General features: G+C 43.7%; 16 protein-coding genes. 7 read left to right on the forward strand and 9 right to left on the reverse strand.

Features of this window, described 5'->3' with window-relative positions:
* Positions 1-10: 10 nt before the first annotated feature.
* The 4 genes from AC1F2U_RS04490 to AC1F2U_RS04505 form a co-directional block, all read right to left on the reverse strand.
* Positions 11-3,892, reverse strand: coding sequence for an Ig-like domain-containing protein (locus AC1F2U_RS04490; protein WP_480260023.1), 3,882 nt, complete (start codon positions 3,890-3,892; stop codon positions 11-13).
* On the reverse strand, positions 3,889-5,325 hold the full coding sequence (locus AC1F2U_RS04495; protein WP_480260178.1) for a hypothetical protein: 1,437 nt from the start codon (positions 5,323-5,325) through the stop codon (positions 3,889-3,891). The genes AC1F2U_RS04490 and AC1F2U_RS04495 overlap by 4 nt, the downstream gene beginning before the upstream one ends.
* A 269-nt stretch (positions 5,326-5,594) precedes the next feature.
* On the reverse strand, positions 5,595-6,158 hold the full coding sequence (locus AC1F2U_RS04500; RefSeq protein WP_480260024.1) for a hypothetical protein: 564 nt from the start codon (positions 6,156-6,158) through the stop codon (positions 5,595-5,597).
* A 177-nt stretch (positions 6,159-6,335) separates the two neighbouring features.
* Positions 6,336-8,858 (reverse strand): beta strand repeat-containing protein, encoded by a 2,523-nt coding sequence (locus AC1F2U_RS04505; RefSeq protein ID WP_480260025.1) that lies wholly within the window; start codon positions 8,856-8,858, stop codon positions 6,336-6,338.
* 829 nt (positions 8,859-9,687) lie between these two features.
* Between AC1F2U_RS04505 and thrC (AC1F2U_RS04510) the strand changes: the two genes are divergently transcribed.
* On the forward strand, positions 9,688-11,004 hold the full coding sequence (thrC, locus tag AC1F2U_RS04510; protein WP_480260026.1) for a threonine synthase: 1,317 nt from the start codon (positions 9,688-9,690) through the stop codon (positions 11,002-11,004).
* Positions 11,005-11,093: 89 nt separating this feature from the next.
* The gene (locus AC1F2U_RS04515) at positions 11,094-11,369 is read left to right on the forward strand and encodes a ubiquitin-like small modifier protein 1 (RefSeq protein ID WP_289795521.1); all 276 of its coding nucleotides are present in this window, start codon (positions 11,094-11,096) and stop codon (positions 11,367-11,369) included.
* A 252-nt stretch (positions 11,370-11,621) separates the two neighbouring features.
* Here AC1F2U_RS04515 and AC1F2U_RS04520 read toward each other — a convergent pair whose 3' ends face one another.
* The gene (locus tag AC1F2U_RS04520; RefSeq protein ID WP_480260027.1) at positions 11,622-11,975 is read right to left on the reverse strand and encodes a hypothetical protein; all 354 of its coding nucleotides are present in this window, start codon (positions 11,973-11,975) and stop codon (positions 11,622-11,624) included.
* Between the two features lie 545 nt (positions 11,976-12,520).
* Positions 12,521-14,188, reverse strand: coding sequence for an iron uptake porin (locus AC1F2U_RS04525; protein WP_480260028.1), 1,668 nt, complete (start codon positions 14,186-14,188; stop codon positions 12,521-12,523).
* Positions 14,189-14,442: 254 nt separating this feature from the next.
* Here AC1F2U_RS04525 and AC1F2U_RS04530 point away from each other — a divergent pair, with 254 nt between their 5' ends.
* Positions 14,443-16,803, forward strand: coding sequence for a hypothetical protein (locus AC1F2U_RS04530; RefSeq protein ID WP_480260029.1), 2,361 nt, complete (start codon positions 14,443-14,445; stop codon positions 16,801-16,803).
* Between the two features lie 100 nt (positions 16,804-16,903).
* On the opposite strand, the gene AC1F2U_RS04535 is transcribed toward AC1F2U_RS04530, so the two are convergent.
* Positions 16,904-17,098: a hypothetical protein gene (locus AC1F2U_RS04535; RefSeq protein ID WP_292778303.1), complete on the reverse strand. Its 195-nt coding sequence runs from the start codon at positions 17,096-17,098 to the stop codon at positions 16,904-16,906.
* A gap of 932 nt (positions 17,099-18,030) precedes the next feature.
* Between AC1F2U_RS04535 and thrC (AC1F2U_RS04540) the strand changes: the two genes are divergently transcribed.
* Positions 18,031-19,122 carry a threonine synthase gene (thrC, locus tag AC1F2U_RS04540; RefSeq protein ID WP_334898845.1) on the forward strand — a complete coding sequence of 364 codons (1,092 nt, stop codon included), beginning with the start codon at positions 18,031-18,033 and terminating at the stop codon, positions 19,120-19,122.
* 65 nt (positions 19,123-19,187) lie between these two features.
* Here thrC (AC1F2U_RS04540) and AC1F2U_RS04545 read toward each other — a convergent pair whose 3' ends face one another.
* Positions 19,188-19,688: a hypothetical protein gene (locus tag AC1F2U_RS04545; RefSeq protein WP_480260030.1), complete on the reverse strand. Its 501-nt coding sequence runs from the start codon at positions 19,686-19,688 to the stop codon at positions 19,188-19,190.
* Between the two features lie 132 nt (positions 19,689-19,820).
* Between AC1F2U_RS04545 and AC1F2U_RS04550 the strand changes: the two genes are divergently transcribed.
* The 3 genes from AC1F2U_RS04550 (at position 19,821) to AC1F2U_RS04560 (ending at position 22,278) form a co-directional block, all read left to right on the forward strand.
* Positions 19,821-20,732 (forward strand): YihY/virulence factor BrkB family protein, encoded by a 912-nt coding sequence (locus AC1F2U_RS04550; RefSeq protein ID WP_480260031.1) that lies wholly within the window; start codon positions 19,821-19,823, stop codon positions 20,730-20,732.
* 87 nt (positions 20,733-20,819) lie between these two features.
* Positions 20,820-21,326 (forward strand): DUF4112 domain-containing protein, encoded by a 507-nt coding sequence (locus AC1F2U_RS04555; RefSeq protein ID WP_334720362.1) that lies wholly within the window; start codon positions 20,820-20,822, stop codon positions 21,324-21,326.
* 19 nt (positions 21,327-21,345) lie between these two features.
* Positions 21,346-22,278, forward strand: coding sequence for an alpha/beta fold hydrolase (locus tag AC1F2U_RS04560; protein ID WP_480260032.1), 933 nt, complete (start codon positions 21,346-21,348; stop codon positions 22,276-22,278).
* 115 nt (positions 22,279-22,393) lie between these two features.
* Here the strand turns inward: AC1F2U_RS04560 and AC1F2U_RS04565 are convergent, their stop codons facing one another.
* Entirely contained in the window at positions 22,394-25,705 is a 3,312-nt protein-coding gene (locus tag AC1F2U_RS04565; protein ID WP_480260033.1) for a TIR domain-containing protein, read from the reverse strand.
* Between the last annotated feature and the right edge of the window lie 143 nt (positions 25,706-25,848).

Below are 25,848 nucleotides of genomic sequence, written 5' to 3' on the forward strand. Positions count from 1 at the left end.
AATAACCCTTTTATATTTCACGCCTTTGCATCCCCCTGATTGCAGCCTTGAGTTTACCGACCAAAGTTTTCATCGCCGATTCCTGTGGCTGGCGCGCTACAGGTTTTTGTTGTCCAAAGCCGTCAAACAATTCGTTGAGCTTAACCGTAAACCCTAAATACGCGCCTCCCGCAGAACGTGTTCCTGAAAAATCTCGGTCATCAACTTTACCAAAGACGTAACCAGCCGAAACGCGCAGGTTAGGCGTGAGGTAGTAGCCTGTTTCCAGAACAAAGCCTGTCTCACTGTAGCTAGACTGACTAATTACACGAGCCTCACCCACCAAATCCCAGCTATATCCCAAACGATAGGTAGCGCGTACTTGGGCCAGATTTACTGTGCTAGTACCGGCTAAATCGTTAGCTATGTAAGAGGTACTGTTACGCAACGCATACTTCCCGTAGAATTCCCATTGCCAATTAGGAGCGTAAATCGCTTCTAAAGCAAAGGTATGGTCTTGAGAACCCGTACCACTTCCTAACAGGATAGTCTCAGGGATGGTTGATGGATTTTGGCGATATTCATAACGCAATAAAGCATTAAATTTATCGCTATTGGGGTCGCGGTAGGCTAAACCAAGCTTGAGGTTAGCGGTATCTCCCAATCCTGAAAGCTTTTGATTGGAAGAACCGGCTTGTTGATAACGTACCAAAGCTGTGAGAGCCGGAGAAATTTTACCCGCAGCACCTGCGGTAATTACTGTATTACTACCACCAGAAGAAGAACGATGTTCATAACGGACGCTGGCTTGAAATTGCGGATTATCACTATATTCCAGCCCGACACTGTAGCTATCGCCACCATCAAATCCGATCGCAGATGCTGATTGACCAAAGGCATAAGGTTGGGCATATTGTTGACCTGCCGCCGTGCGTCCGAAGAAGTTGCCAAATACGTGTTCGTAAGCAACATTCAGCCGCAATCCCGAAGCAATAGTCCAACGGTTATTTATACCAATTGCACCTTGGGTAGTCATTTCGTTAGCACCACCCAAAATTGAGTAACGACCAGTCAAGGTAGTATCCGAACCGAGTTTGTGTTCGCCGTTGACACTTAAGCTGGTGATGGAATTACCCGAATATTGACCACTACTGTAATACTGTTGGGCTAGACTAACGCTGACACCAGGAATTACCGCCCAATTCAACCCCAAAATGGTACGGTCTGGGTAAACAGTATCTTTTTGGGAAGATAAGCTGAGTTCATTTTGGGCTTGGAAGGTCAGGTTTTTAGCTAGAGGAACTGAAAAACGCGATCGCAGTTGATTAGAATTACTACTCAAGCTACTGTCGGGGATACGGTCTTCCCGACGACGATGAATCCAATCCAGATCGATAGTGGCGCTACCCAGACGTTGTTGAATCCCAGCAGAAATCGTCGTCAGCGAATTATCAACCTTGCTACCAGGTATTGCCTCATAACGCGGTGCAAACAATTCTTCAAAGGTGTCTAGGGGTTGGGGAGCAATCCCAAAATTGTCTTCGTGGTCGTATTGCGCTCTGACGTTGGTAGTTGAGGTGAGTTTAGCTGTAACCTGCGCTCCATAACGGGTTTGTCCTGGGACAAAGCTGATAGTGGCATTATTGGCAAAACCCGTATCAGCAAAGCGATAATAGGCACGACCTTGAATCCCATTAGCAATCTTTCCTTCAGCTTCTAAACGGTAAGCATCACCTCTGACCTTTCCCACAACATCAGAATCATTTGTGGAATGGGCATATTCTGCGATTAACTTACCGTTGTCACCCAAAGCAATCAGCGCATCTGCGCCATAGAGTTGAAAGTCGCGCACCCCATGATTTTCTTGAACGTAAGTTGCCCCTATCCAACTTTCCTGGTTAAGTTTGCGGGAAAGATTATATTGCAAACGACCAGCATAGATGCTCCCGTCAGAGTCTTCGCTGTCATATTGATAGCTAACAACAATCCGACGTACCAACACTTGTCCGGTTCGATCGATATCGGTACGAAGAATCGGTTCGCGGAATAATAAAGTACCGCGATCGTAGTCGATTTCGTAGTCTGGGCCTCGGTTAAGCTGTTTGCGTTCTAATACAGTCCCAGGACGATTGAGTTCTTCTAACTCGATAAAGACATTTTCACTACCTGCTTGTAATAGTCTGCGAGAGAGGAAGTAATAGCCACTAGTACCATCGGGAGCAATGGTGTCTCGTTGAAACCCTTCTAAGTGGTCGCCATAGAAACCTGTAATTTGTAGGTTTCCTAAGTTGTAATTAGCTTTAAAACCGTGGAGTTGACGGGTGATAGAAGTAAATTGCTGCGATCGCCGCGCAAATTCTTCTGTATTATAGTCACCCCACATAGCATAATCAGGATCGGAGCCAGGGGTACGAGCTGAACGCTCAAAACGCAAAAATACACTGTCAATCGAAGGAGCAACTACATCAACTTTCGAGCTATCGCCGTAAACAGGATAGTTTTGTTCGCTGAATTGGTAAGTTCTAAACAGGCGATTATCGCAGTTGCAATCTTCATTGAGACTACGAGAACTGTTGTATGCGCCTGTAAATAACCATTCTCCGATCGCACCAGTGGCAAATATCGCTGAATGGAAATCTAATTGGGTTCCGTTATTTTTGTCAGGAGGGAGGAAATCACGGAAACTGCCGTAATAATTTGTACCTCTAGCACCCAAACGTAAATCTATGACTCCAGTAACTAAACTCGGACGCAGTGCCGTTTCAAATTGTAGTTGAGTGAAGGCTTCTAAATCATTAGCGATCGCGCGAATTGTGACAGTTTCAGCCTTCAGTTGCGATCGTAACGTCGCTGTAAATTGCCCCGCTTTCGCCTCCACTTGAAATCCGGGTTCATCAGGCTTGAAGTCTTTCCCGACCAACTCCCCAGCAGTGGGTATGAGGGTGACAACAGCATCACGATTCGAGCGATTGCCACTTGCATCAATGAGTTGACCCCGGATTGTAGCCGTAGAACGTCCATCCGCCGGGATACGAGACTCAACTGTTTCTACAGTTAATTGCTGCGGCGCTCCCCGAACTGCGACTTGCACTGTTACAGGGGGTTCTGTTCCTCCAACAACTTGTGCAGAGATGGTGTTTGCACCTTCTTTTAACGAGACACCATACCATGTCTGCGTTATTAAATTGGTGGTAGCATCAGTTTCCGTCCGTCCCACTAAAGAAGGATCGACCAACGCACCATTGACCCGCAATTCCACTTGACTACCAGCAGGAAACTGCACAATTACGGTGCTAGCTTGTACGTCTACAACACTGTCAGCCGTCGGAGTCAGGATTTTGATTGCTGTAGAGATAGGGACTGTGGGGGATACGGGAAGATTTTCATTTACCCCTTGTCCCCTTGTCCCCGCGTCCTCGACTCCTGCAATTTTGCCTAATCCTCTAGGCAAACCTACAGAAGTTGCTGGTTGAAATAGTTGTATTTCTGTTGGAGAAGCATGAAATAGTATTTCAGTATTTTTGCGTTCGTCGTTCTTGTCCTCTATTTCTGCTATTTTGCCTAAGTCTCTGGACAAATCTACAGAAGTTTTTGGTTGAAATAGTTGTATTTCTGTTTCGCTTGGCTGGACATTTGAAATTTTAGGGATCGATGCTGAAGAAGTTGAGGCAAATTCGAGAGGTGGAGAATTCAAAGCCTCTCCCTTAGAAGAAGAGAGGTTTTCCAGATGCGCTGAAAAATCAGGATCTTTAATACCCTTTTCTGCTTGCAAAGGGGAATCAGAGAAAAGGAGTTTTTCACTAGTGATTTCTGCTTTGACAATTGTAGGGTACAAAACAAGGCAGAGAGCTACTGGCATCACCCCCATCAATCTCAGGTTAAATGTAGTTTTACAGTGCAGTCTGGTTTTCATTTCTTGACTGGCTCCTGAAATGTGGGGGTGACACCGAAGTTCATGCGTACTAAGCCACCAGGCTCTAAATGCACCAAGCGAGATTGGCTATTTCGTTCGCGGAATTTTTCGTTACGAGCTAGGGTGTAACCCGCTACACTGCTAAGGTCAAGTACACCTGTGTGGTAGCCAGGTAAGGCATTAGCTAAGGAGAACAAACCATTAGGATCTGTAGTGATGCGGTTTCCATCCTCCAGAAAAATCACTGCATTGGGTACTCCAGGCTCACCACGCTGTTGTTCCCCGTCAAAGTTTTTATCAACAAACACCCGACCGATAATCGTGCCGCAGTCAGAAACGATTCCTGGACGAATTTTCAATTGGTGAGTTGCTGGGCCATCCTTAGTACTAAAACGGTTATCAGCTCGTTGAGCATTAACGATCGCAGTGTTGCGACCAGTACCACGCAGCGCATCAGCTGTTAATTGAGCAGCGTAGGCAATATTCAAGACTTTCTCTGAGGAAATTGTTACGTCTGTGCGGAATGTCACTGTGTTACCGTTGCGTTCTGAAGCGATCGCGACTGGTTGACCATCTAGCTCTCCTTGCACAGATTTCGGTAAAAATTGGAATCCTAAAGGTAGGTCGTCGGTGACAAATATATTACTCAAACCAGCATCAGCAAGATTTTTTACCGACAGGCGGTAGATTACCGTATCTCCAGGTTCAGCAGTAGCGCGATCGCCTGTTTTGATAATCTGTAACTGATTGGCTTGACACAAATTTGTGGTGAATTCAAAGGCTAATAAATCTAGTCCCACTGTTTCTGCATTGGGAACTAAAACAACTGTTTGCTCTATCCTGGTTTCGCCTGTAAGACTGATTGGTTGACCATCCAGAGAACTAGCGACATATCGTACAACACCATTACCTTGTGTGCCATTGTTAGCAAGGATTTCAATCTTGACCCGCCGCTGTCTATAGATAGAATTTGGTGGTGGATTAACTACAAAAATGTAGGTTCTACCTGGATCGGTTTGACCCTTATTCGGATCGAGTAGGAAGTTGTAGACACCCGCAGGGTTATTCGTAACGAAGTAGGGATTACTATTCTCGGTATTTGGCGATTTTCCACCAGGAACGTTGTTATTAGGAATATCTGGTAACTCTGTTCGAGTCAAAGCAACCAAGCTGCCCAATTCTGTCCCTGTTGGATCGCTAGAGTTTGGTTCGTATACCCCAACTGAAAAACCTGTATAGTCAGGTAAAATTGTGCCAGCGCAACCTAAAATTCGTCCTAATGGATCGAGTAAGGGTATAGGACTAACATTGATTTGCTCAGAACTTCCTTGATATTGATAATTGCTAGCAGAATCTGTATAAGTATAAGTAGCTTGATTTATTAATGGCAAAGACGCAACCAGATTGTTAGTCTGTTGCGCGATCGCTGGCATAGATATAGTAGTATGCAAAAAACTTCCCAGAAGAACAGTAGCTGTTAACCGTCGCCACCAGCTACCGCTAGAAGTAATTTGCTTTTGGTTTTGAGGATGGCTCACTTACCACATCTCCTCTGAAATGTCAAGCTTGTTGTTAATAAAAGCACTTATTTATTTGGGAAAATCCAGTTAAGCTAAAACTCTTTTAAAATCTCGTTTCCAGATGGAATCTAAAAATATTCTTGATTGCGGCTCTTTTCCGAGTTAGCAAGGCGGCGTGTTAATCAGCGCACTTGGGTTTGATAAGTTGCCTTGACCGTTGTCTTCGCTGCAAGTGATGGAATCTGTAAACGGATATGAGTGTAAGCAGTGGCTGGCGCTGGTTTAGTTTCCACTTTGCCGCCAGGAAGAGTAACTTTAACAGTGGGATTTTCGACGAAGCTACGCCCACCATCAATGCTGTAAATCACTTTTGCATTTTTGGCGACATTGGTAGAATTCAGTACGTATACCATTCCTTTGGGAATAGGTTGATTAAAAGTCAAATTCTTCACTGGGCGATCGCTCTGATTTTCGCCACTCAAGGTATATCGCAATACATCTCCTGGTCGCACCACAACTTGACCTTTCAAAGGTTCCCATTTCTGGCTTTGCTTACCCTGCTGATCCTGTGCCACCACTTGCTTTTCTGCTTCTAAACGCAATTGAATTTGCCCTTGAGTTTTGATATTCTGAGCAACAGCACTTTCTAAATGCCATACATTTGCGATTCCCGGAATTTGACCGACAAATGGAACTGTAGTAATGAGAGCGAATGCTCCTAAACCTGCAAGAGAAACACGCTTCATATAAATAACCTCAAAAAAATTCCAGAATGTGAATTGTTGACTTATCTTTCCCAGCTTTTGCTAAGAAAAAGTCACTCTGCTATTTGCTTGCTGTTTGGGGTTGGGGATAAGGTCAAATGCTTCGCAGACTCTTCTGTACTAGAGTCTGCAAACTTCAAAGTCCCCAATCCCAACGAATTAGTTCACCTTGCGCTGGAAGGTAAATGTTCTTTGAATACCCGGTGCGATCGTGCCAGTGACAGTATCCACATACTTGGCAACATCAGTATTTGCCGTAGTTCCAGTTTGGTCGATGCCAGAGTTAGTAGCTGGATTACCACTGAAAAATTGGATGGTTGCAGTTCCAGAATCCTTAGCTGAACCAACAATGTTGCTAGTATCAATTTGACCGCTGGCATCGTTGTCTAATGCCCAGTTATTGGGGCTTTGCGTACCATCTTCAGTAATCACAACTTTGTTAGCATTCAAAATCACATTCCCGGTTCCAGATTGAGGATCGGAAATATTTGTGTATTGAATTTGGTACTCAATAATGTTTCCTGGTGCAGGCTTCTTCGGATCGATACTGAATGTGCCATCATTCCCCTGAACTACAGGCCCAGTTCCTTGTAAAACTCGTGACTGTTTCAGCAGTTTCAAAAAGCCAGTGTACACGCGATCGATAGTAGTGTTGGTTGAATCAAAGATATTATCGTTCCCGGTATCCTTAATTCCATCACTGTTGGTATCTGTCGTATAATTGTCAATCGAAGCAATGATGGGTACTGGGAAGCCTTTACTAATATCAGTAGATAACTGCGTGCCTGGAGGTAAATCAACTTCCACACCATAGTTGATACTTGCACCAGGAGCAACGTTGGGTATTGTAATTGCTGCACCAGGTGTTGTAAATGCTCCATTATTATAGGTATAGACAGCAGACTGACTACCGTAAGTAATAGTCACCTTCGTATTATTCGGTAAATCTCCTGGAATCGCTGGTGGCGTTGGCTCTATCTTCAAAACACCTGAGTCAGTACCACTGTTCTTAACTGTATTGGTGAAGCCAACTGATTGTGGATCAAGTGTACTACCAGGTGCTGTACCAGCAGGAACAAGGGAGGATTTGTTAGTGAAGTCGTCGTCGGTTCCACCTGACGGACCAGTAGCGTCCGGCGCATTTTGCGGCCCGTTGAGTAACGCTGAAGCAATAGGCGCTTGCACTGTGAAGACGTTCGCCTCACCACCTGTACCAGTACCACTGTTGTTATTACCTGCGTCAGTTCCAGTTTCTGGAGATGCTGGAGTATTAATATAGCCATCATCAACGTTGGCAGGTGGTAGAGTATCGGGAATACCATCACCATTGGTATCTGTACCCGTAGGAGGTGTCATACTGCCTGGGGAACCGTCGTAGTTGCTGGGATTTTGGTCGCCAGAATCGTCGTATACTGGGAAATTGCTACTGGGTGTTTGACCAAATAATTGGGCAATGTTAGCGACGGTTAAGGGTGAAGTTGCAGTTGATTCAACAGCTAGCTGAATCGAGAAGCCATTTACCGTTGTACCAGGAGCGATGGAAGTAATAATCGCTGGATTATTGATAAAACCAACGCGAGTGACTGAGGCCAAGGGTGGTGCTGTCGTAGTCCAACTAGCTGTATTAGCATTAGTTGTAACTGGATTAGTGGTGTAGACAGTTTGCCAACCAGGAGGTGCAGTTGGTGCTACTGCTAAATCTGTACCCGCAGGAATCGCATCAGAAACCAAGATATAAGTACCAGCAGCACCATTAACATTGATGCTTGTACCCGTCAAAGCTGATGGTGTAATTCCCTGTCCTGTGGGATCGTTGGACTCAACTCGCAAATTCAAATCGTAGGTCAATTTATCATCTGTAATCGCAGTTGTGCCAGCATTGTTATAGCCACTGCGAATTTTCAGAATGGTGGCTAAAGCATAGGTCTTCACCGTTAAACCAACCTTAATTTGCTCGGTGGCGCTAGCTTCCCGTGTACCATTAACTGGTGTGCCAGATACCTCACCAGTACTACCATCGGGGTTATCTACCGTGAATACGTCACCACCATCAGGACTCCGCAGTTGGTTTTGAGCATCACCAGGAGTATTACCAAGAGTAACAGTAATGACATCATTGGTTTGAGCGCCAGCTTGTACAGTTACTGGCACACGTACTAACACAGTACCGTTAACCGGAACAGAAGGTGTGTCTACGCCACCTTGAGGGACGTTTATCCAAGTTTGACCACCATCAGTGCTATATTGCAGGCTATTAACTGTACCACCATTTGGTAATGTGCCAGAAACTGTACCCGGCCCAGTTGTTGTCGCTTGGTTGGGAATGTGGAATTTGGTGGGGTCATTACCTACGTTGGTCAAGGTGTAGGTGTAGATTAGCAAGTCGCCAACTGCAACATTACCGCCATTGTTATCTGTGACTCCAGATCCTGTGACGGTGATTCCAGCAACCTCTGCTACAGTGACAACGACAGTGTTGGAAGTGGCATTTATAGTTGTCCCTGGGCTGTTAGGATCTTCGTAGGTTGCTGTTGCAGTGTTACTGATAGATGTACCCGCAGTCGTTCCGTCAGCTAATACGGGTGCGAGAAATTGGAAAAGGCTACCAGTTAATAATGCTGTTGCTACTAGAAATTGGTAAAGTTTACGCTGCTTATTTACGGATTGATTTCGACTTACCATATAAGTAGTTTGTTTGCTGAACTTGTATCTCGGATTTTGAGACAGGATAAAGTTCGGCAATTCCCTTTAAGGAATTACCGATTATGGCTGCCCAAAACGTTGAAGTTTTGGGAATGCATATTTAAGGAGTTGAATTATTGACACTCCTGGGAAATTATATTGAGACAATAACCAGAAATAACTTGTCTAGTTTTTTTACGCTTACCCTTGAGAATCAAAGCTGGCAATCGCAAATATGTGTAATTTATTACTGTATTTTGCTTAGTTAGAGATGTAAATAGCAATGTAGCTTTTAAAGCAAAAAAAGTCTTCCGTATAAATAAGTAACTTCTATAGCTGTGAATGAGTGCATCAAAGCTGGAAAATGAACTTTATTGTGGCAACACACATAGCAATTTTAGTGGGTTGATTCAGATGCTAAAAACACTAAAACTTATATATAAAAATGTTTTTGAGTCTTTGGTATCAGAAATACATACTGCCCTGGAGAGTTATTTAGATAAAAAAAATTGAAAGTTAGCTAAGCGATTTAGATCGCTTAAATAGGATAGCAATTTCAACAAATGCAAGTTCGTCATAAAAAAATGCGATTTAATCATAGCACTTTTCAGTGTTAATACTGCACAATAAAAGCTATTTTATTTTTTCATAACATTTATGATATACGTGTAAATACTAAAAAGGGAGATTACTAGTATTAAAGTTTTACAAGAATCATTCCTCTCAATACCAAACATACCCGATATTTTTAGTCGGGTATGTTTGACTGGTATTTTTGCTCGTGTTAGTATCAGGCGACAAGTGACAGACAAACAGGGAAAGCTAGTTTATGACTCAGGCAATCAAAACCCAAACCCAAACCCAAACCCAAAGCAGCACTGCCTACTTTCAAGCCTTGAAGTGTAAGGAATGTGGTGCGGAATATGAACTCAAAGCCAGTAATGTTTGTGAGTTATGTTTTGGCCCGTTAGAAGTCAAATATGACTACAATGCCTTACGTCTGACTGTCACTCGTGAAACCATTCAAGCTGGGCCCAATTCAATTTGGCGCTACCGTCCCTTTTTGCCTGTTGCAACTGACAATGTTATAGATGTGGGAACTGGTATGACTCCCCTAGTTCGTTCTCACCGTCTTGCCCGCCGCCTGGGTCTAAATAAGCTTTATATAAAAAATGATGCCGTGAATATGCCCACCCTGAGCTTTAAGGATCGGGTGGTGTCAGTCGCTCTATCCAGAGCGCGGGAGTTAGGTTTCACTACTGTTTCTTGCGCTAGCACTGGTAATTTGGCAAATTCTACAGCTGCGATCGCAGCTCATGCTGGTTTAGACTGCTGTGTGTTCATTCCCGCAGATTTAGAAGCCGGGAAAATTATCGGTAGCCTGATCTACAGTCCCACTCTCATGGCCGTCAAAGGCAACTACGATCAAGTCAATCGTCTTTGTTCGGAAGTCGCTAATACACATGGTTGGGGTTTTGTCAACATTAATCTGCGTCCTTATTACTCTGAAGGTTCTAAGACGCTAGGTTTTGAAGTTGCGGAACAACTAGGCTGGGAATTACCCGATCATGTTGTTGCTCCTTTAGCATCTGGTTCGCTCTTTACAAAAATTTATAAAGGCTTCCAAGAATTTGTCGAAGTTGGTTTAGTAGAAAACAAGAGCGTCCGTTTCAGCGGCGCTCAAGCTGAAGGTTGTTCGCCCATCGCCCAAGCCTTCAAAGAAGGACGCGACTTTATTAAACCAGTTAAACCGAATACAATTGCGAAATCGCTAGCGATCGGCAATCCAGCAGACGGTATTTATGCTGTGGAGCTAGCTCAGAAGACTGGTGGTAACATTGAATCAGTCAATGATGCCGAAATTATTGATGGCATCAAGCTGCTGGCAGAAACCGAAGGCATCTTCACAGAAACGGCTGGCGGTACAACCGTGGCCGTGCTGAAAAAACTGGTAGAAGCTGGCAAAATCGATCCAGATGAAACTACCGTGATTTACATCACAGGCAATGGTTTGAAAACCCAAGAAGCAATCCAAGGCTACGTCGGTGAACCCTTGACTATTGATGCGAAACTCGATAGTTTTGAACGTGCGCTAGAGCGATCGCGTACTCTCGATCGCTTGGAATGGCAACAAGTCCTCGTTTAGTTATGAGTTATGAGTTATGAGTTTTTTATATTCATAACTCTTTACTCTTAACTTTATTCCTAACTCTCCACTCTTCACTTTTTACTTCTATGGCTGTAAAAGTTTTAGTTCCTACGACTCTTCAGAGTTTTACTAATAATCAAGCTACTTTAGAATCCAGCGGTAACACTATTGCTGAATTGCTAGATTCCTTAGAACAAAGCTTTCCTGGCATTAAATCCCGGTTGTGCGATGAACAAGGTAAGCTACGCCGATTTGTAAATTTTTACGTCGATAGCGAAGATATCCGACATTTAGATGGTATAAACACAACTCTGAAAGATGGTGACGAAGTAAGTATTGTCCCAGCTGTCGCTGGTGGTTAATACACCAAACACCAAATTAAGATAGAAGCCTAACGAGACAAACCTTTGCAAGATTGCTTCATTCCCAGTCGCAGACTGGGAATGCCTAAAGGGCTGCGGTCTCTGTTACTGGCGGTGGAGAGAATAAAGCCAGCATTTCCAGATGATTAATTATAGGTGAAAGCGAAATTTTATCCCGTATTTTGGCTTAACTTGATACTAATAAGCAATGTCGTACAACTTAATCTTGTGAGACTTATTTTGATTGGCTAACTATACAGCAATGATCTGAACAAGTCTTTGTTGCCAAGACTCATTGTTATCAATAGTTAAGATAATCCGCTTGTAGGATTCATCTAGCAATTCAATCGTTAAATAATTTGTCTCTCGATTCACATACCAAAACTCTTTACCCCGGTTAGTGTAATAAGTTCCAGCCTTAACCACTCCAGGAATAAAGCTACCAGGGGCACGCAATTCTCGCCAATTACTTTGGGGATCAGCTGTTGTAACTTGTTGAATATGGGCTAGTGATATTTCCCAAAGCTTATTCAAACGAACAGCTAGCAGTTGCTCTTTAAATGTAAATTCTATCTGCAATTTATCATCAACGATACTTAGGTTCATGAGTAACTATTAAATTATGTTGATTGTAAAATTCATAGCTGATAAAAATATCCAATTACAGAGAAATTAATATTTGTGTTTTATGGGTAAGTCTTTGGCGATTTGGCAGATTGTAATTAGAGTAGCTTGATATATTGCATAAATTACCAAGATGTTTTTACTTATTATACAGAAGGCGGGCTAAACCCGTCTTTTTTATTGTTGATTATTAGGCTACGGTAGATTAATTTTATATTTTATGTATTCAGTAATACTGAATAAATGTATCAGGTTTCAACATATTTGCACACATCCTATAGGAAGATGCCCGATGAATATAATAATTAGTAAATTAATTTGGGATATTGTTATGCACTGGATTTATATAGGTTTGGTGGTGAGCCAAACCTTTTTTATATCTATTGAAAATATAGCATTGGGCATAAAAGGAGATATGTTGATTATTTATACCAAATTTATAACATTTCCCCATAAATCAATGTCCGCATCTTCCAAAGTTATGAGTGCTAGCTTGCGCAGATGCTTCTTATTATGTGAAACTAAAATTAAAAACTAAAAGTACTCCGCAGAATGCCGATAGTAACTGAGTCACTATCTGGTGTGTTACCAGGCTGGATAAGATGAATTATTCCTGGTGTAATGCTGATATTATCTGTTAGCTGAAAACGATAAAATGCTTCGATTTGAGTGGTCGTACCTGGTTGCCCACCTGCACGTCCTAAACCTGTATTGATAAAATCAGGGACATTATTTCCTACAGGTAAGTCACTACTAGTGATTTTAGGAGGTTGACCGACATAAAGTCCTCCTAAATTTCCTTTAGCAAATAAATCAGGAAAATTTAGAAACACCATATAATTTGTCGTTTCTACACTTCCCGATTGCCCAGGAATATAAGATTTAGTATAACCACCCCACGCACCTGCGCTAATGCGAGGAGAAATTTGCCAAGTGAGAGTTGCACCTATCGCGTTAGTTTGTAGCGGTGCTGATTTGCCGGTAGTGGTATTAACTGTAGTTAAGCATTCATCACCAACAAAGGTTAGCAAACAACCATCTGAAGCGTAATTGTTAACGTAATATAAACTTAAATCTAGAGTATCGGTTGGTGTTAGCAGTAATTGTACGCCTGTAGTAGTGGTTCCATCAAATAAACCGCTACCTTTACCGGGATTCCCTGGTTGATAACTAGTATAAATTGCCTGCAAACTAGCGCGTTTAGCAAATTGCCAATCAATAGCTATACCGCCGTGACCATATCCCATATTTAAAATTGGGTTTCTTTGGGCAAAATAAGATAATGGCCCTGTTGCAGCACTTTCTACCCGATTGGGGCCTCGGAAAGCAGCTGGCATACTTACGCCTTCTGTTCCTACCATTACTGCTAATTTATCTGTCACCAGCCAATGAAAATTTAGGTCACTTACAATCAAGCTATCTGTAGGAAATTCGTAGCCAAGAAAAACATCATTCCGGGAAACACTATTGGTAAATCTAGGTGTAGTTTTTCCGTTACCATCTAAAAGACCTGTAAACAAGTAACTACTGGGAGTGATTTGACTAGTTAAATACAGCTGTGCCAGAGACATAAGATTAATATTTGTCCCTGCATCATCTGTATCCTTTTGTCCATCTCTAGGATTAACATCACCACGATTGTTAGTTCGTCCTTGAATGCCAACTATCAGTAGTCCACTGAGTTTAGTTGTTGTTGAGAATTGGTTGGCTTCGATTTCAGCAGTTTTGGCTTCTAAATTATCGACACGACCCCGCAAAGTTGCTAATTCAGGGGCAAATTCTGACTGTAATTTTTGTAATATTGCTAAATCTTCGCGAGTGACTAAATCGCTGGTGGCTGTAGTGATTAATTCGTTGACTCTATCTAAACAAGCGTTTACACCCGCAGCAAATTCATACCGAGTTAAGGCGCGATTACCGCGATAGCTGCTATCTGGATAGCCGGCTATACAACCATAACGTTCTACCAAAGACTGCAAGGCTTGGAATGCCCAATCGTTGGGTTGTACGTCCTTGAGTTGAGATACAGATGTAACTTGGGACATCGGTTCTTCTGGAGAGAGGGAAGGGGACGAGGGAATAATATTATCGCCCTTAACTCCTATCTCCTGAGTAGTTTCTGGATTGATGTACTCTTGTGCTAATGCTTTTTGTGCAACTCCATTTATTCCCGCAATTACTAACGATGCGAGCATCCAGGTTTTGCAATAACTGCGGCTAATAAGTCTACCTTTCAATTTTTTACACTCTGCTCACATACTTAAGTGAAGAGTGTATTCGCGATCGTTTAGGGTTCACATGGGGAGATTTACGGATTTTGTCCCAAATTAGACTTAATGCTTCTGGGCAACTTTTGAAAGGGCGAGTATAACAGGGTATTGGGTATTGGGGACTGGGGACTAGGAAAGAGTTTCTCAATCCCTATCCTCAATTCTCTAATCTCGAATTTATGGCAAATCGTTCACGCAAGCTGAAGCCAAAAGCCTCTAAACTAAATCAACCTCCTGCTGGTGCGATGAAACGCGTCGCTAAAAAACCCCAGAAAAAGCTAAAACGAGGAAGTTGGTTGTCGTCAATATTAGCGATCGCAATTATCTTAAGTAGTGCTAGTCTAATTATGGCTTTTGCCTGGATTAGTGTTCTCTTCATCTTCAATCCAGACGAAGTAAGCTGGCTAAATAAAATTTTACCCGCATGGGCACAAATCCCCCTTGGTAAACACGAACGCCCCCAAACTCTCAAACAAATTCAACTCGATTTGAGTAAAAAAAACCAAATATTTGGGGAAACTCTGCCTTTACATCAGAATGTGAAAACCTCATTTTTACTACCAGTTTTTCAACAACGTGCTAATTGTCAATCTGATTGTGAAGAACTGGTGGAACTTAGGGTTTACGAGCGATCAGTTGAGTTAGAGTTTAAATCTCAGTCAGAAAATTACTACTATTTAGCGACTCAATTACCTGTAACTGGCCCAGATGAATCCTTTGTAATTTCTTCTTTACTTGATGGAACATCAGAACCCCAGGATATCAGTACTCCCCTACCTTTAACTGAAGTGCAACGCTTTGAAGGTAAGACACCATCATCAGGGGTTTGGTTTGATTTGTGGGGTAAACGCCCACAAGGAGCTGGTGCGATCCGCTACGGTTACGTCGTATACTACAATCCAGAACGCACGAATTTACTACAAATGTTGTCTTGGACTAGTCCTAACGGACAATTGCCGAAATGGCAGCAGGTAACTGGTGATGGTACAAAAGAGTTAGTTGTCGATCAAACAGTAGGTTTAGAACCGCACTTACAGGTTTACCAAGTCAAACCTTTGAAGTTATTCCTCAAACCAATTCAATTGGAGGCGATTAGCCTCAAATCATCGACCTTCAAAGATTCTGGATACCAAAGTGCCTTGTCAATTGCTCGTAGTGGATTGTGGACACCAGCCTTTGAATGGTTGAAATTCATCAAGAAACAGCGCAAAGGAGTTTTACCAGAAGCGGCGCAAGCACAAATGGATTTGATTCGCTTGCATTCTCAACTTACTAAAACCCAAGCCCAGAAAATTTGGGCAAGTCCTAGTCAAGAAGTGCTGGCAGATTTGATTGATGGGCGCTGGGAGAAAGCTTTACAGGTGTTTGAAACGTCGCCACATAATGCCCAAGAAATTGCTACTCTACTCAAAGCTGATGAAAAACGGTTGTGGAATCGCACAGTGGCGGCGTTACAGGTAAACCCAAATAGACGAGAGGTGCAAGCTTGGTTCGTGTTGATTTTGGCAGTTCAGCGGGGAGAAGGACATGCTAATTCTTGGTTAAAGGCGCAACCAAAAATTACCAAAGAAAATCTTGCGTATATTCAAGGTTTGTTGGCAAGACTCAATGGTAAGGGTACAAAGTCGCAAATATCCTCTACTCACCCTAGTCAGATTGTTGGTACGGTGCAACCAATTACTCAAGTTACCAACACCGAATGGCTACAACCAAATTCCCCAGCAGATTTGAAACTTACGGATAACCAAGTTTGGTATCAGGTGGAGGTGAGTGCATTTAATGACGGGAAACGCTGGCTAAATTTCCCCTTTGAGAATTTCAACCCCCCGAAAACTGACGCCGCCAAATTTTTCTGGAAAACTTTGGGAATCACTTCTGACCCGGAAATCCAGATTGTAGTCTGGTTGCCAAATGGAGAACAAAAAATCACTATAGCTGCTATCAAAGCGGTGCAACTACGGGGTAAAGTTTTGCGCCTATTAGCTGCTGGGCCAAAAATCCCAGATCATCAAAACGATGTTCTCCAACCCAAACCTTTAGCTTTGACTAATGCAGCACTGGAATGGGTGCAACCATCTCCTATTACTCTACGAGAGCTGCATCAACAAAATCCCCAAGGGGTGAAGGTAATGTTATCGAGTCTGTGGCAATCTTTGCAGCAATCTGGTGAATTTCCGGCTGGTGCTATTCCTAGCTTTGAACAGATGCAGGAAAAATTGGGTGATTGGCCCGTTCAAGTGATTGATTTAACAAATAACGCTCAATCAGAAATAATACTGACTATCTCACCAGAAGCAATAGCATCCTTGAATCAGGCGACACCTGAGATTCAAAGAGAAAACACAGAGCAGCGCCGCGACCGGACTATAATTTTGTCTGATGCAAATAAAGTTATTTACACTGATTTTACAGGAAATTACTTACAAAGACTCTCTGCGATCGCCAAGCTTTCAGGGGTGCAATCCTTAGCTTTACTGGTAGAAAATGCTCATAACTACAGTTTGAGGCGCTGGTCAGAGAAAAATCAGCGCTTTGAATAACGCACCCCTGACTCAAATTTCCCCTTTACTCAAATTTAAATTAAAGAGGGGAAAAGCGTAGGCATAGCCCGTCGTAGACATCGCTATCTAGAAGACGGACTTATTCTTCTTTTTGGTTGGTTTCGGCTAGACGTTGGTGCTTCAGGTTTTCCAATTGCTGCAACAGAGAGTCTACCTCTGCTTGTAAATGCATCAATTTAGCTTGCTGATCGTCTTGATAATAAGACTTGGTTAACTTACTGACCCAGGCAGTCTGGGACTCGCGATCGGAAACGTTAGATAAATAAGTAGGCATCGCTAATTAAATCCACAATTTAACTCACACCATTAGAAATATTATAATAATGCTATTTTAAGCTTTATTACATTATTGGATATTTTCAATCAATTACTCTAATGGATTTTGGGTTCAATCATAAAAGACGGTGATTATAATGGCTGTGTTCCAAAAAAACACTGACCCAAGTGTGTAAAGCTTCCTTCTACTGGACGGTACTTAGGAATAGTTAATTTATACTCTTGTCAATTATGGTTGTACTAATGATTATCGCTGTTTTTAGGGAATTTACGCAAGAAATTATATGTAGACTATATCAAGAATTATGCTAAATCATGAAAAAACGTAGGGCGAAGCACTTGCACTTGGTGCAGTCTCTCGTAGAAAGGGAGGTGGAAGGCTAACATCAAAAAGAGACAGGCTCTTAAGTATTTTCCTATCTTCACTGAAACGCATAGGGTGGGAAAATACATAGATAAACTTGAATAAAATAATTCACTTAATGCGACTTTAACCACGGGTAAATAAGAGTTTCAGAGAGTTATGACGTAAGTCTGATATGGGAATCAGGCTTGATTCCTAAATTTACTTGTATAGACAGGGAACAGGGAATAAGGAATAGGATAGATACGTACTCAGTCTTGTTCAAAAATTAAATAAGAGTCCTATAGATTTACAGATGATTTTTCTCGTCGTCATTCTCCTCTAAGGTAATTTGTTGAACCGAAGGTCGCCGTGGCGGTTTATGATAAATTAACGTTCTAGATAAAATAGCAAGTGAAACGCCTGCACCACAAAAAATAATATTCTTAACAAGATTCTTTGGGATTAGGGAACTCTGAATCGGCAACTGGTAACGAAAAATCTACTTTCTTCCTCTTCCCATTTGGCGTTTCCCGATCCCACCCTTTCTAAATATCCAATCCTTACATTAAGAAATTTTAAATCCCGTGACTTTGAGCCTGTCTGTTGCTACATCTCATCGCCAACCCTGGCCCGGACTGATAGAAGCCTATCGCGAATACTTGCCTGTCAGCGAAGAAACACCGATTGTCACTCTATTGGAGGGCAACACACCTCTAATACCAGCGCCAGCGATCGCAGAACGCATTGGCAGACAAGTACGGGTTTTTGTAAAATACGACGGTCTCAATCCTACCGGCAGCTTCAAAGACCGGGGGATGACTATGGCAATTTCCAAGGCCAAGGAAGCAGGGGCAAAAGCAGTAATTTGTGCCAGCACGGGCAACACCTCAGCCGCCGCCGCCGCTTATGCCAGACGGGGAGGGATGAATGCCTTTGTACTGATTCCCGACGGTTATGTAGCGCTGGGCAAGTTAGCTCAAGCGTTGTTGTACGGCGCAGAAGTATTGGCAATTAAAGGTAATTTTGACCAAGCGCTAGAAATTGTCCGCGAGATGGCCGAAAGCTATCCGATCACTTTGGTGAATTCGGTCAATCCCTACAGGCTAGAAGGACAGAAAACAGGAGCCTTTGAAATTGTCGATGCATTGGGTGATGCACCAGATTGGTTGTGTATTCCCGTGGGCAATGCGGGAAATATCACAGCATATTGGATGGGATTTTGTCAATATCATCAAGCCAGAAAATGCGATCGCTTACCCAAGATGATGGGATTCCAAGCCGCAGGAGCAGCCCCGTTGGTACACGGTCAGCCAGTGGCGCATCCCGAAACCCTAGCGACAGCAATTCGTATTGGCAACCCTGCTAGTTGGGACTTAGCGATCGCAGCCCAAACCGCCAGTCAGGGAAATTTCCACGCCGTTACCGATGCCGAAATTCTCGACGCTTATCGACTTTTGGCAGCATCAGAAGGTATTTTCTGCGAACCTGCTAGCGCCGCTTCTGTCGCTGGGTTGTTGCAGGTGAAAGACCAAGTTCCCACAGGAGCGACAGTGGTTTGTGTACTCACAGGCAATGGACTAAAAGACCCAGATACAGCCATTAAACACAATCACAGTCAATTTCAACAAGGTATCGCGGCAGAACTGGGTGCAGTAGCTAAGGCAATGGGATTTTAGGGCATTTGGCATGAAGAGGCAGAGGGGCAGAGGGGCAGAGGGGCAGAGGGGCAAAGAAGAAAAACTTACTGCAACTTCTCCCCTGCTCCCCTGCTCCCCTGCTCCCCTGCCCCCCTGCTCCCTCCCCCTGCTCGTTCATGTGCCAAGCTATCAATAGCATCACCCAAGGCAGTAGTCAGGTTATTGCGGCTTTGGGCGTGATTATCCTGCTCAGTTTTCAAAGCTTGCAAAAGGCGATCGCGTTCTTTAATCGCGGCGATCAGTTTAGCTTGCAAGTCTTCCACAGATTTTAGCTGTTCTATTTCTTGTTGAATCGCTATTGGTGTCCCAGCAGGCAGTGTGTCTACTTCAAAACCTTGGAGTTTATGCAGTTCTGCCTTGAGGGAGGCGATCGTCTGTTGGGACATTTGGGCATCTGTGCGGCGTTGTTCTGCTTCTGTGTTGTAAAGCTGACGCCATTTTTGGGCACTTTCCCAAGCTGTATCGCGCTCGTGTTGCAGCTGTGCCATCTGCTCTTTGATTACCTGGATTTCTGTCAACCACTGTTGTGTTAAATCTTGATTCATACATTAATAGTCATTAGTTAGGAACTCTTCCCCACTTCGCACTCGGTATTCTTGCGGTAGAAAGATAGATGCGATCGCTACGCAAAATTTAGCACAGTAGTTAATCAACCCAACCAGTTTTAACTCTAAATTATGCCAAAGCTTCGTTTTTTTCGCTTCTTTCGCCACCTCAATTGGCGCACAATTAAAAAAACTTTTTCCAGGACAATCGAAAGGCGACTTTTGGGACTCGCCTCGGAAATCGCCTTTAATGCCATGCTATCGCTGTTTCCAGCAATTCTTGCTATCATCACAGCCATTGGCTTATTGGCAGAATCTTTACAAAACACCTTTAAACAGCTGGCGGCACAACTAAGTCAAGTCCTACCCGAACAAGCCCTGGAGCTAATTCGTGATTTTGCTACCACAGAAATTACTAACTCCAAAAACAGTGGTTTATTTTCTCTAAGCTTTGTATTAGCAATTTGGACTGCTTCTGGGGCGGTGAGTACCGCAATGACAGCCCTCGATCAAATCCATCAAATTCCCTCAGAAAACATCCGCCCCTTTTGGAAAGCCAAGCTTGTCTCTCTGGGATTAACAGTTGGTACTATGTTGCTTTTGATACTTGCTTCTTTCTCAGTGTTTACCAGCGATTGGCTATTGGGAATAGTAGCGCGCGAAAATAGTTCTTTAATCTTTTTGTTGCATCTTTGGCTGCTGTTACGCTGGCCTTTAACTTTAAGTATTGTCGCTGTCGCCTTTGGCTTTGTCTATCGCTATGGCCCAAGCGAGTGGAACTCAGGCACGCCAATGATGCCTGGAGCAATTTTAGCAGCTGTTTTTTGGGCAATGTTGTCTGCCCTATTTCGGCTGTATGTGGCGAATTTTGGCAATTATAATAAAGTATATGGTGCTGTAGGGGCTGTAATAGTTTTAATGCTCTGGCTGTCAATGAGCGCTGCTGTTCTGTTAATCGGCGATCAGTTGAACGTGACTGTCGGCGAAGATATGCGCTTAAAAGCCCAGTTAAAAGCCCAGCTGCAATCGCAAGTCAAATATTAATTCGTAAATCCTTGAGAAAATGATTGCAAAAGCTCAGTAGGGGAGTAAAATATCTAACGATTCAATACAAAGTTAGCGATCGCCTCCATGCCTGATTCTCCTCCTCGATTTTCAATGATTGAACCTGATGCCAAAGCACCCACCCTGAAACGTCTGCGTCAGTTAAGTCGGCTGCTGGATAATGTTATTACCATTCCTGGTACAAAGATTGGTTTTGGTTTAGATCCAATTTTAGGACTCATACCGATTGGTGGTGATTTTTTGGGAATAATGTTTTCTAGCTACATCATTCTAGAAGCAGCGCGGCTAGGCGTATCTAGAGCCACTCTAGGTAAAATGGTTTTGAACGTAATCATTGATGGTTTGGTAGGCGCTGTCCCAGTTTTGGGAGACTTTTTTGATTTTGCCTGGAGAGCTAATACTAATAATATCAAGCTCTTGGAAGAATACTTAAAGTTTCCCAGCGAGCAAAAGAGTGCAGACAGATGGTTTATCTTTGCCGTTTTGGTTGGATTGTTGTTAATCTCCATTGTCTTAGTAGCATTGCCCGTGATTCTAATTAGAATCCTGTGGAGCGCCTTTACAGGCGGTTAAATTGTTTATTGATAAAAGAATGAAAGATTGGTGGCAAGCTACTTTTCCTAAAGGTCGGCAAAGTCTAGTTATTACTGATGCTAAAGGGTATCCTATACAAATTGCTTATGGCGAAAAAGGTAGAGGTAAACCGCTAATTTTGTTACATGGAATGGGGAGTTGGAGCTACAATTGGCGCCACAGCGTAGCAGCATTATCTAAACATTACCGAGTAATTTGTTTTGATGCTAAAGGTTTTGGTTTTTCGGAAAAACCATTGTCTCGTAAAGAACACAACGGTCATCAAGTTATTGAGTTTCAAAGAATTATTCAGGCATTATGTGATGAACCCGCAGTGATTGTGGCCGAATCTCTAGGAGGATTAGTTGCCCTTGCTCTTGCTCAGGAAAATCCGCATTTAATTGGACGGCTTATAGTAGTAAACGTACCTGTTTTTGCCGAACAGCTACCCCATTGGTCTATGTGGTTGCTTGCCAAAACGCCCTTAGAAGTAATGCAAACAATTGACTCCTTACGTCTGACATATTTGTTTGCACCTCTATTTAGAGAAGTTATGGCAATAGAAAGACGTGGGGTATTATTCGATCCCTCAATTTTGACGCAGGAAGATATCTATTGGATAACTTACCCGTTTACTGAATTGCCTGGTACGATCGCAAAAGTTGCCGAAGAGTTACAAATAGCGGCGCGGGAAATTGAGAATTGGCAAGCAAATAAGCCAAATATGCTCACCAAAATTCAAAATAAACTGAGTGCGATTAAGTGCCCTACATTAGTTTTGTGGGGTGAGCAAGATAGTTGGTTTCCTGCTAGTCATGGTAAAAAACTACATCAACATATCCCCAATTCTAAATTACAGATTTTATCTAACTGCTGTCATGATGCCTCAACTGGGGCTTCTGAGGTGTTGAATAAAACGATTCTTGAGTTTTTACAAGAGACTAACTTCTAAAGAAGAATTCAGAATTCAGTAATATTTTAGTAGGGGTTTTAAATCCGGTGATTCAGACGCTTTCTACGTTCGCGCAGCGTGTTGCAGATACGAATACTTAAGTTAAAACAACAGCCTAAGCCAACAAACGATTACGTTGATTCACCAGATTCAAAGCCGTAAATGGTTCACCGTCAAATTCAATTTGCCTTTTTCGTTTGCCATGCTTTGCTAGATAGTCAGATATATTCATCCAACGGATTTGTTGGTCTGAAGTACGGATAACAAGCATCACCGGATAATTTTGGCTGTCAGGATGCCAGTATTCAGCGTGACGTGGTTTAATATTGAAAATCTCTTTACCGTCTCTTTTGCGCTTAGATAGATATGAGTCTCCAGACTTAAGCTGCAAATAAACTCGCTTGCCGCTGGCTTCTCCTTGGTCGTTTTTGAACTCGATCTCACCATCAATGCCCCAGTCAGAGTTTGAGATTTGGCGAAAGATTTGTCCTGCTTCCCCAGCGATCGCATAGGCATGTCCCACCAAAATCAGTTCTTTGCTTTCGTTATCAATCCCGGCTTGGGATTGAGCTTCTAGTTTACGGACTCGCTCTTGGAACTCCGGTGAGGCAAATTTTTGCTCAATTAAGTCCCACAGGGGAACTCGCTGCTCACAATTGACGCAGAGAATGTCTTCTTTGCCTGCTTCTAAGCGCTTCTGAACTATTTTAAGATTTTCGACAGGGGTGGCACAGTGGGGGCAAACATAGTGGCGATCGCGATGCACGTCCGTACCTTTTTGGAATAGGTGCTCATGGACGTATCGAATAAATGTGACTTTAGTATCGATGGGAATTTTAGGGTTACAGTAGACCATTAACTCTGCCGAGCCTTCCCGCTTCTTTGTCAACTTAAAGCCAATTTGCTGGCCTGCGGGAGTTTTGAAATCGGCGGCAAATTTCCAGAGACGGTCATTGTCAAAGGCTGACGTATGATGCAGGCGCACCACCAGGGTTGCATAAATCTCTTCGATCCCCCCCTTAAACCGATAGCTCACGATCGGGGCGGGATGATCTTCCAGGTCAGGACGTTCGCGTTTGAAGAATGACGGCAATACGAGTTGCCTTCCCTGTTCGGTTTCTTCTCTCAAGCAGATGCCATAATTCACCAAGGTTTGATGCATTGCCCGCAGTACAATGGCTTCGTCGTCAGGGGGTAGCCGCTTCATGTCTTGAAAATCCAAATTGGCATCGAGGATGTCTTGCTCCAGGATGCAGCCAATTTCTTCGGGGTGTTCGCGAACCTTACGCACCAAGGCTGAGGCATAAGCGTTGATGCGTTCGGGCTGAAGTAGCACAAAATCGCCAAACTCAAGCTTCCAAACTAATCCTGGCCCAGCCAGCAGACTGACAACGGCCCGTAGTTCTTGAATCGTGAAGGATTGATTCGGCAGACGGAGTTCAAACTGCTGCTTGAGTTCCGCCATGCGGAGCAGAACCTTATCTTCGTCCCTCAGCTTGATGATTTCCTCTTTTAGGGTTTTAAACGTTTGGGTAGTCGCTGTCCAGGGGATAGAATCCCAATCGATGTTTTCGATAATGGCCTGGAGCAGGTCGTTGCAACCAGCACCCGTTTGAGCACTGGTTTCCAGGTAAGTGGCAAAGCCTCGCTCTTTTTGAAATTCCTCAATGCCATTTTTGCTGACCATCAAGCCACCTCGGTCACAGCGCCCCGCAACCAGCAGCTTTTTGAAAGCGCGACGAGACGCTTTTTCTAAGTCGCTGTCCCACTGCCCTAGCCCTTCAAAGGGATTTTCTTGCTGGGGATTAAACACCAGTACCGCAAGCTGGGTTTCATCCATAAATAGCTGATGGATAAGGCGATAGTCGGGCTGTCCCGCAAAGTCCCATAGCCAAATCTCGCGGGCGGTATTTGAGGTGTTGGTGTTTTGGGATAGCTTGAACTGAGAAGCCCAGTGAGCATCAGTGGAGATTGTCGGTTCAAAGGTTTTACGAGTGAGGCGCAGAGCTAGCCCAGATTTGCCGACACCGGTATCTCCCGCCAAAATGACTTTGGCATTGGTGTAGCGCGTTCCGAGAGTAGCTTGGCTCGAACTATCAGGCTCAGGTAGTTGCCAAATCCTCAGCGTTCCTGCCGAACTCGATATAACGGTCTTGCCATCGGGAGCAATCGCAACTGCGTACACCGCATCCGTGTGGTCTGCCAACGTGGCTCGGTATTGTCCAGTAGCTAAATCCCAAACCTTGAGGGTAGCATCGTCAGACCCCGATACAACGGTCTTGCTATCGGGAGTAATAGCAACTACCTGCACACGATCCGTGTGGCCTTCAAACGTGGCTCGGCACTGTCCAGTAGCTAAATCCCAAACTTTGAGGGTATCATCCCCAGACCCCGATACAACCGTCTTGCCATCGGGAGTAATCGCAACTCCGATCACAATATCCGTGTGGCCTGCAAACGTGGCTCGGCACTGTCCAGTAGCTAAATCCCAAACTTTGAGGGTATCATCCCCAGACCCCGATACTACGGTCTTGCCATCGGGAGTAATAGCAACTACCTGCACAGTATCCGTGTGGCCTTCAAACGTGGCTCGGCATTGTCCAGTAGCTAAATCCCAAATTTTGAGGGTATCATCCGCAGACCCCGATACAACGGTTTTGCCATCGGGAGTAATCACAACTCCGAACACCGTATCCGTGTGGCCTGCAAACGTGGCTCGGCATTGTCCAGTAGCTAAATCCCAAACCTTGAGGGTATCATCCCCAGACCCCGATACAACGGTCTTGCCATCGGGAGTAATAGCAACTACCCACACGTCCAGTGTGTGGCCTGCAAACATGGCTCGGTATTGTCCAGTGGCTAAATCCCAAACCTTGAGGGTCTTATCCTCAGAACCCGATACAAAGGTCTTGCCATCGGGAGTAATAGCTATGAAATATATCTCACCGTCATGTCCTTCAATAACTATTGGCTCCTGGATAATAGAGTCCATTGACAGAGCAGATTCTGATGGCTCAACTTCTCGCCCTCGGCATGTAGCTAAAAGCTTGTGGTAAGCCTCATCCGATGTATTGCGCCAGTCGATGTAGAGAAACTGGGCAATAATGTTGGGCGGTTCACAATCAGCAATCAAAATGGGAATGAAGCGACGTTGGGTATTGGTAGGATCGCGAAATAAAAGTGATTGGTGTTCTAGCTTGCCCCACTCAGATTTAAAGTAGTTAGGTGACATACACATCAGCAGTGTGCGTGACTGCTCTACTCCCTGCTGAATCTTGAGTGGTATTGAGTCTCCCGGTTCAATCACCCAGGCATCAAGCCATACCCGGACAGCATCCTTCTTTAGCCTTTTCGCCAGGTTATGAACAACAGCCTTGTCTTTTGTGCTGTAGCTTAGGAAAACATCAAATGCAAACTGATTACTCATGACTCAACTGGGCAGCTTGATAGAACTATCATCATGATGTTTGTTCTTTTACCAATGATAAAGCTGGTTCAGCATTTCAACTCTTCAGTGCTGAAGCACGATTTTTACCAATCTAAAGATACGGCTCCTGCTTAAACTGCATA

The sequence above is a fragment of the Nostoc sp. LEGE 12454 genome (assembly GCF_056620565.1).

Coding starts and splice junctions, on each gene's coding strand:
- AC1F2U_RS04490 (WP_480260023.1), bottom strand. CDS start 3,892: ATGAAAACCAGACTGCACTGTAAAACTACATTTAACCTGAGATTGATG.
- AC1F2U_RS04495 (WP_480260178.1), bottom strand. CDS start 5,325: ATGCCAGCGATCGCGCAACAGACTAACAATCTGGTTGCGTCTTTGCCA.
- AC1F2U_RS04500 (WP_480260024.1), bottom strand. CDS start 6,158: ATGAAGCGTGTTTCTCTTGCAGGTTTAGGAGCATTCGCTCTCATTACT.
- AC1F2U_RS04505 (WP_480260025.1), bottom strand. CDS start 8,858: ATGGTAAGTCGAAATCAATCCGTAAATAAGCAGCGTAAACTTTACCAA.
- thrC (WP_480260026.1), top strand. CDS start 9,688: ATGACTCAGGCAATCAAAACCCAAACCCAAACCCAAACCCAAAGCAGC.
- AC1F2U_RS04515 (WP_289795521.1), top strand. CDS start 11,094: ATGGCTGTAAAAGTTTTAGTTCCTACGACTCTTCAGAGTTTTACTAAT.
- AC1F2U_RS04520 (WP_480260027.1), bottom strand. CDS start 11,975: ATGAACCTAAGTATCGTTGATGATAAATTGCAGATAGAATTTACATTT.
- AC1F2U_RS04525 (WP_480260028.1), bottom strand. CDS start 14,188: ATGCTCGCATCGTTAGTAATTGCGGGAATAAATGGAGTTGCACAAAAA.
- AC1F2U_RS04530 (WP_480260029.1), top strand. CDS start 14,443: ATGGCAAATCGTTCACGCAAGCTGAAGCCAAAAGCCTCTAAACTAAAT.
- AC1F2U_RS04535 (WP_292778303.1), bottom strand. CDS start 17,098: ATGCCTACTTATTTATCTAACGTTTCCGATCGCGAGTCCCAGACTGCC.
- AC1F2U_RS04545 (WP_480260030.1), bottom strand. CDS start 19,688: ATGAATCAAGATTTAACACAACAGTGGTTGACAGAAATCCAGGTAATC.
- AC1F2U_RS04550 (WP_480260031.1), top strand. CDS start 19,821: ATGCCAAAGCTTCGTTTTTTTCGCTTCTTTCGCCACCTCAATTGGCGC.
- AC1F2U_RS04555 (WP_334720362.1), top strand. CDS start 20,820: ATGCCTGATTCTCCTCCTCGATTTTCAATGATTGAACCTGATGCCAAA.
- AC1F2U_RS04560 (WP_480260032.1), top strand. CDS start 21,346: ATGAAAGATTGGTGGCAAGCTACTTTTCCTAAAGGTCGGCAAAGTCTA.
- AC1F2U_RS04565 (WP_480260033.1), bottom strand. CDS start 25,705: ATGAGTAATCAGTTTGCATTTGATGTTTTCCTAAGCTACAGCACAAAA.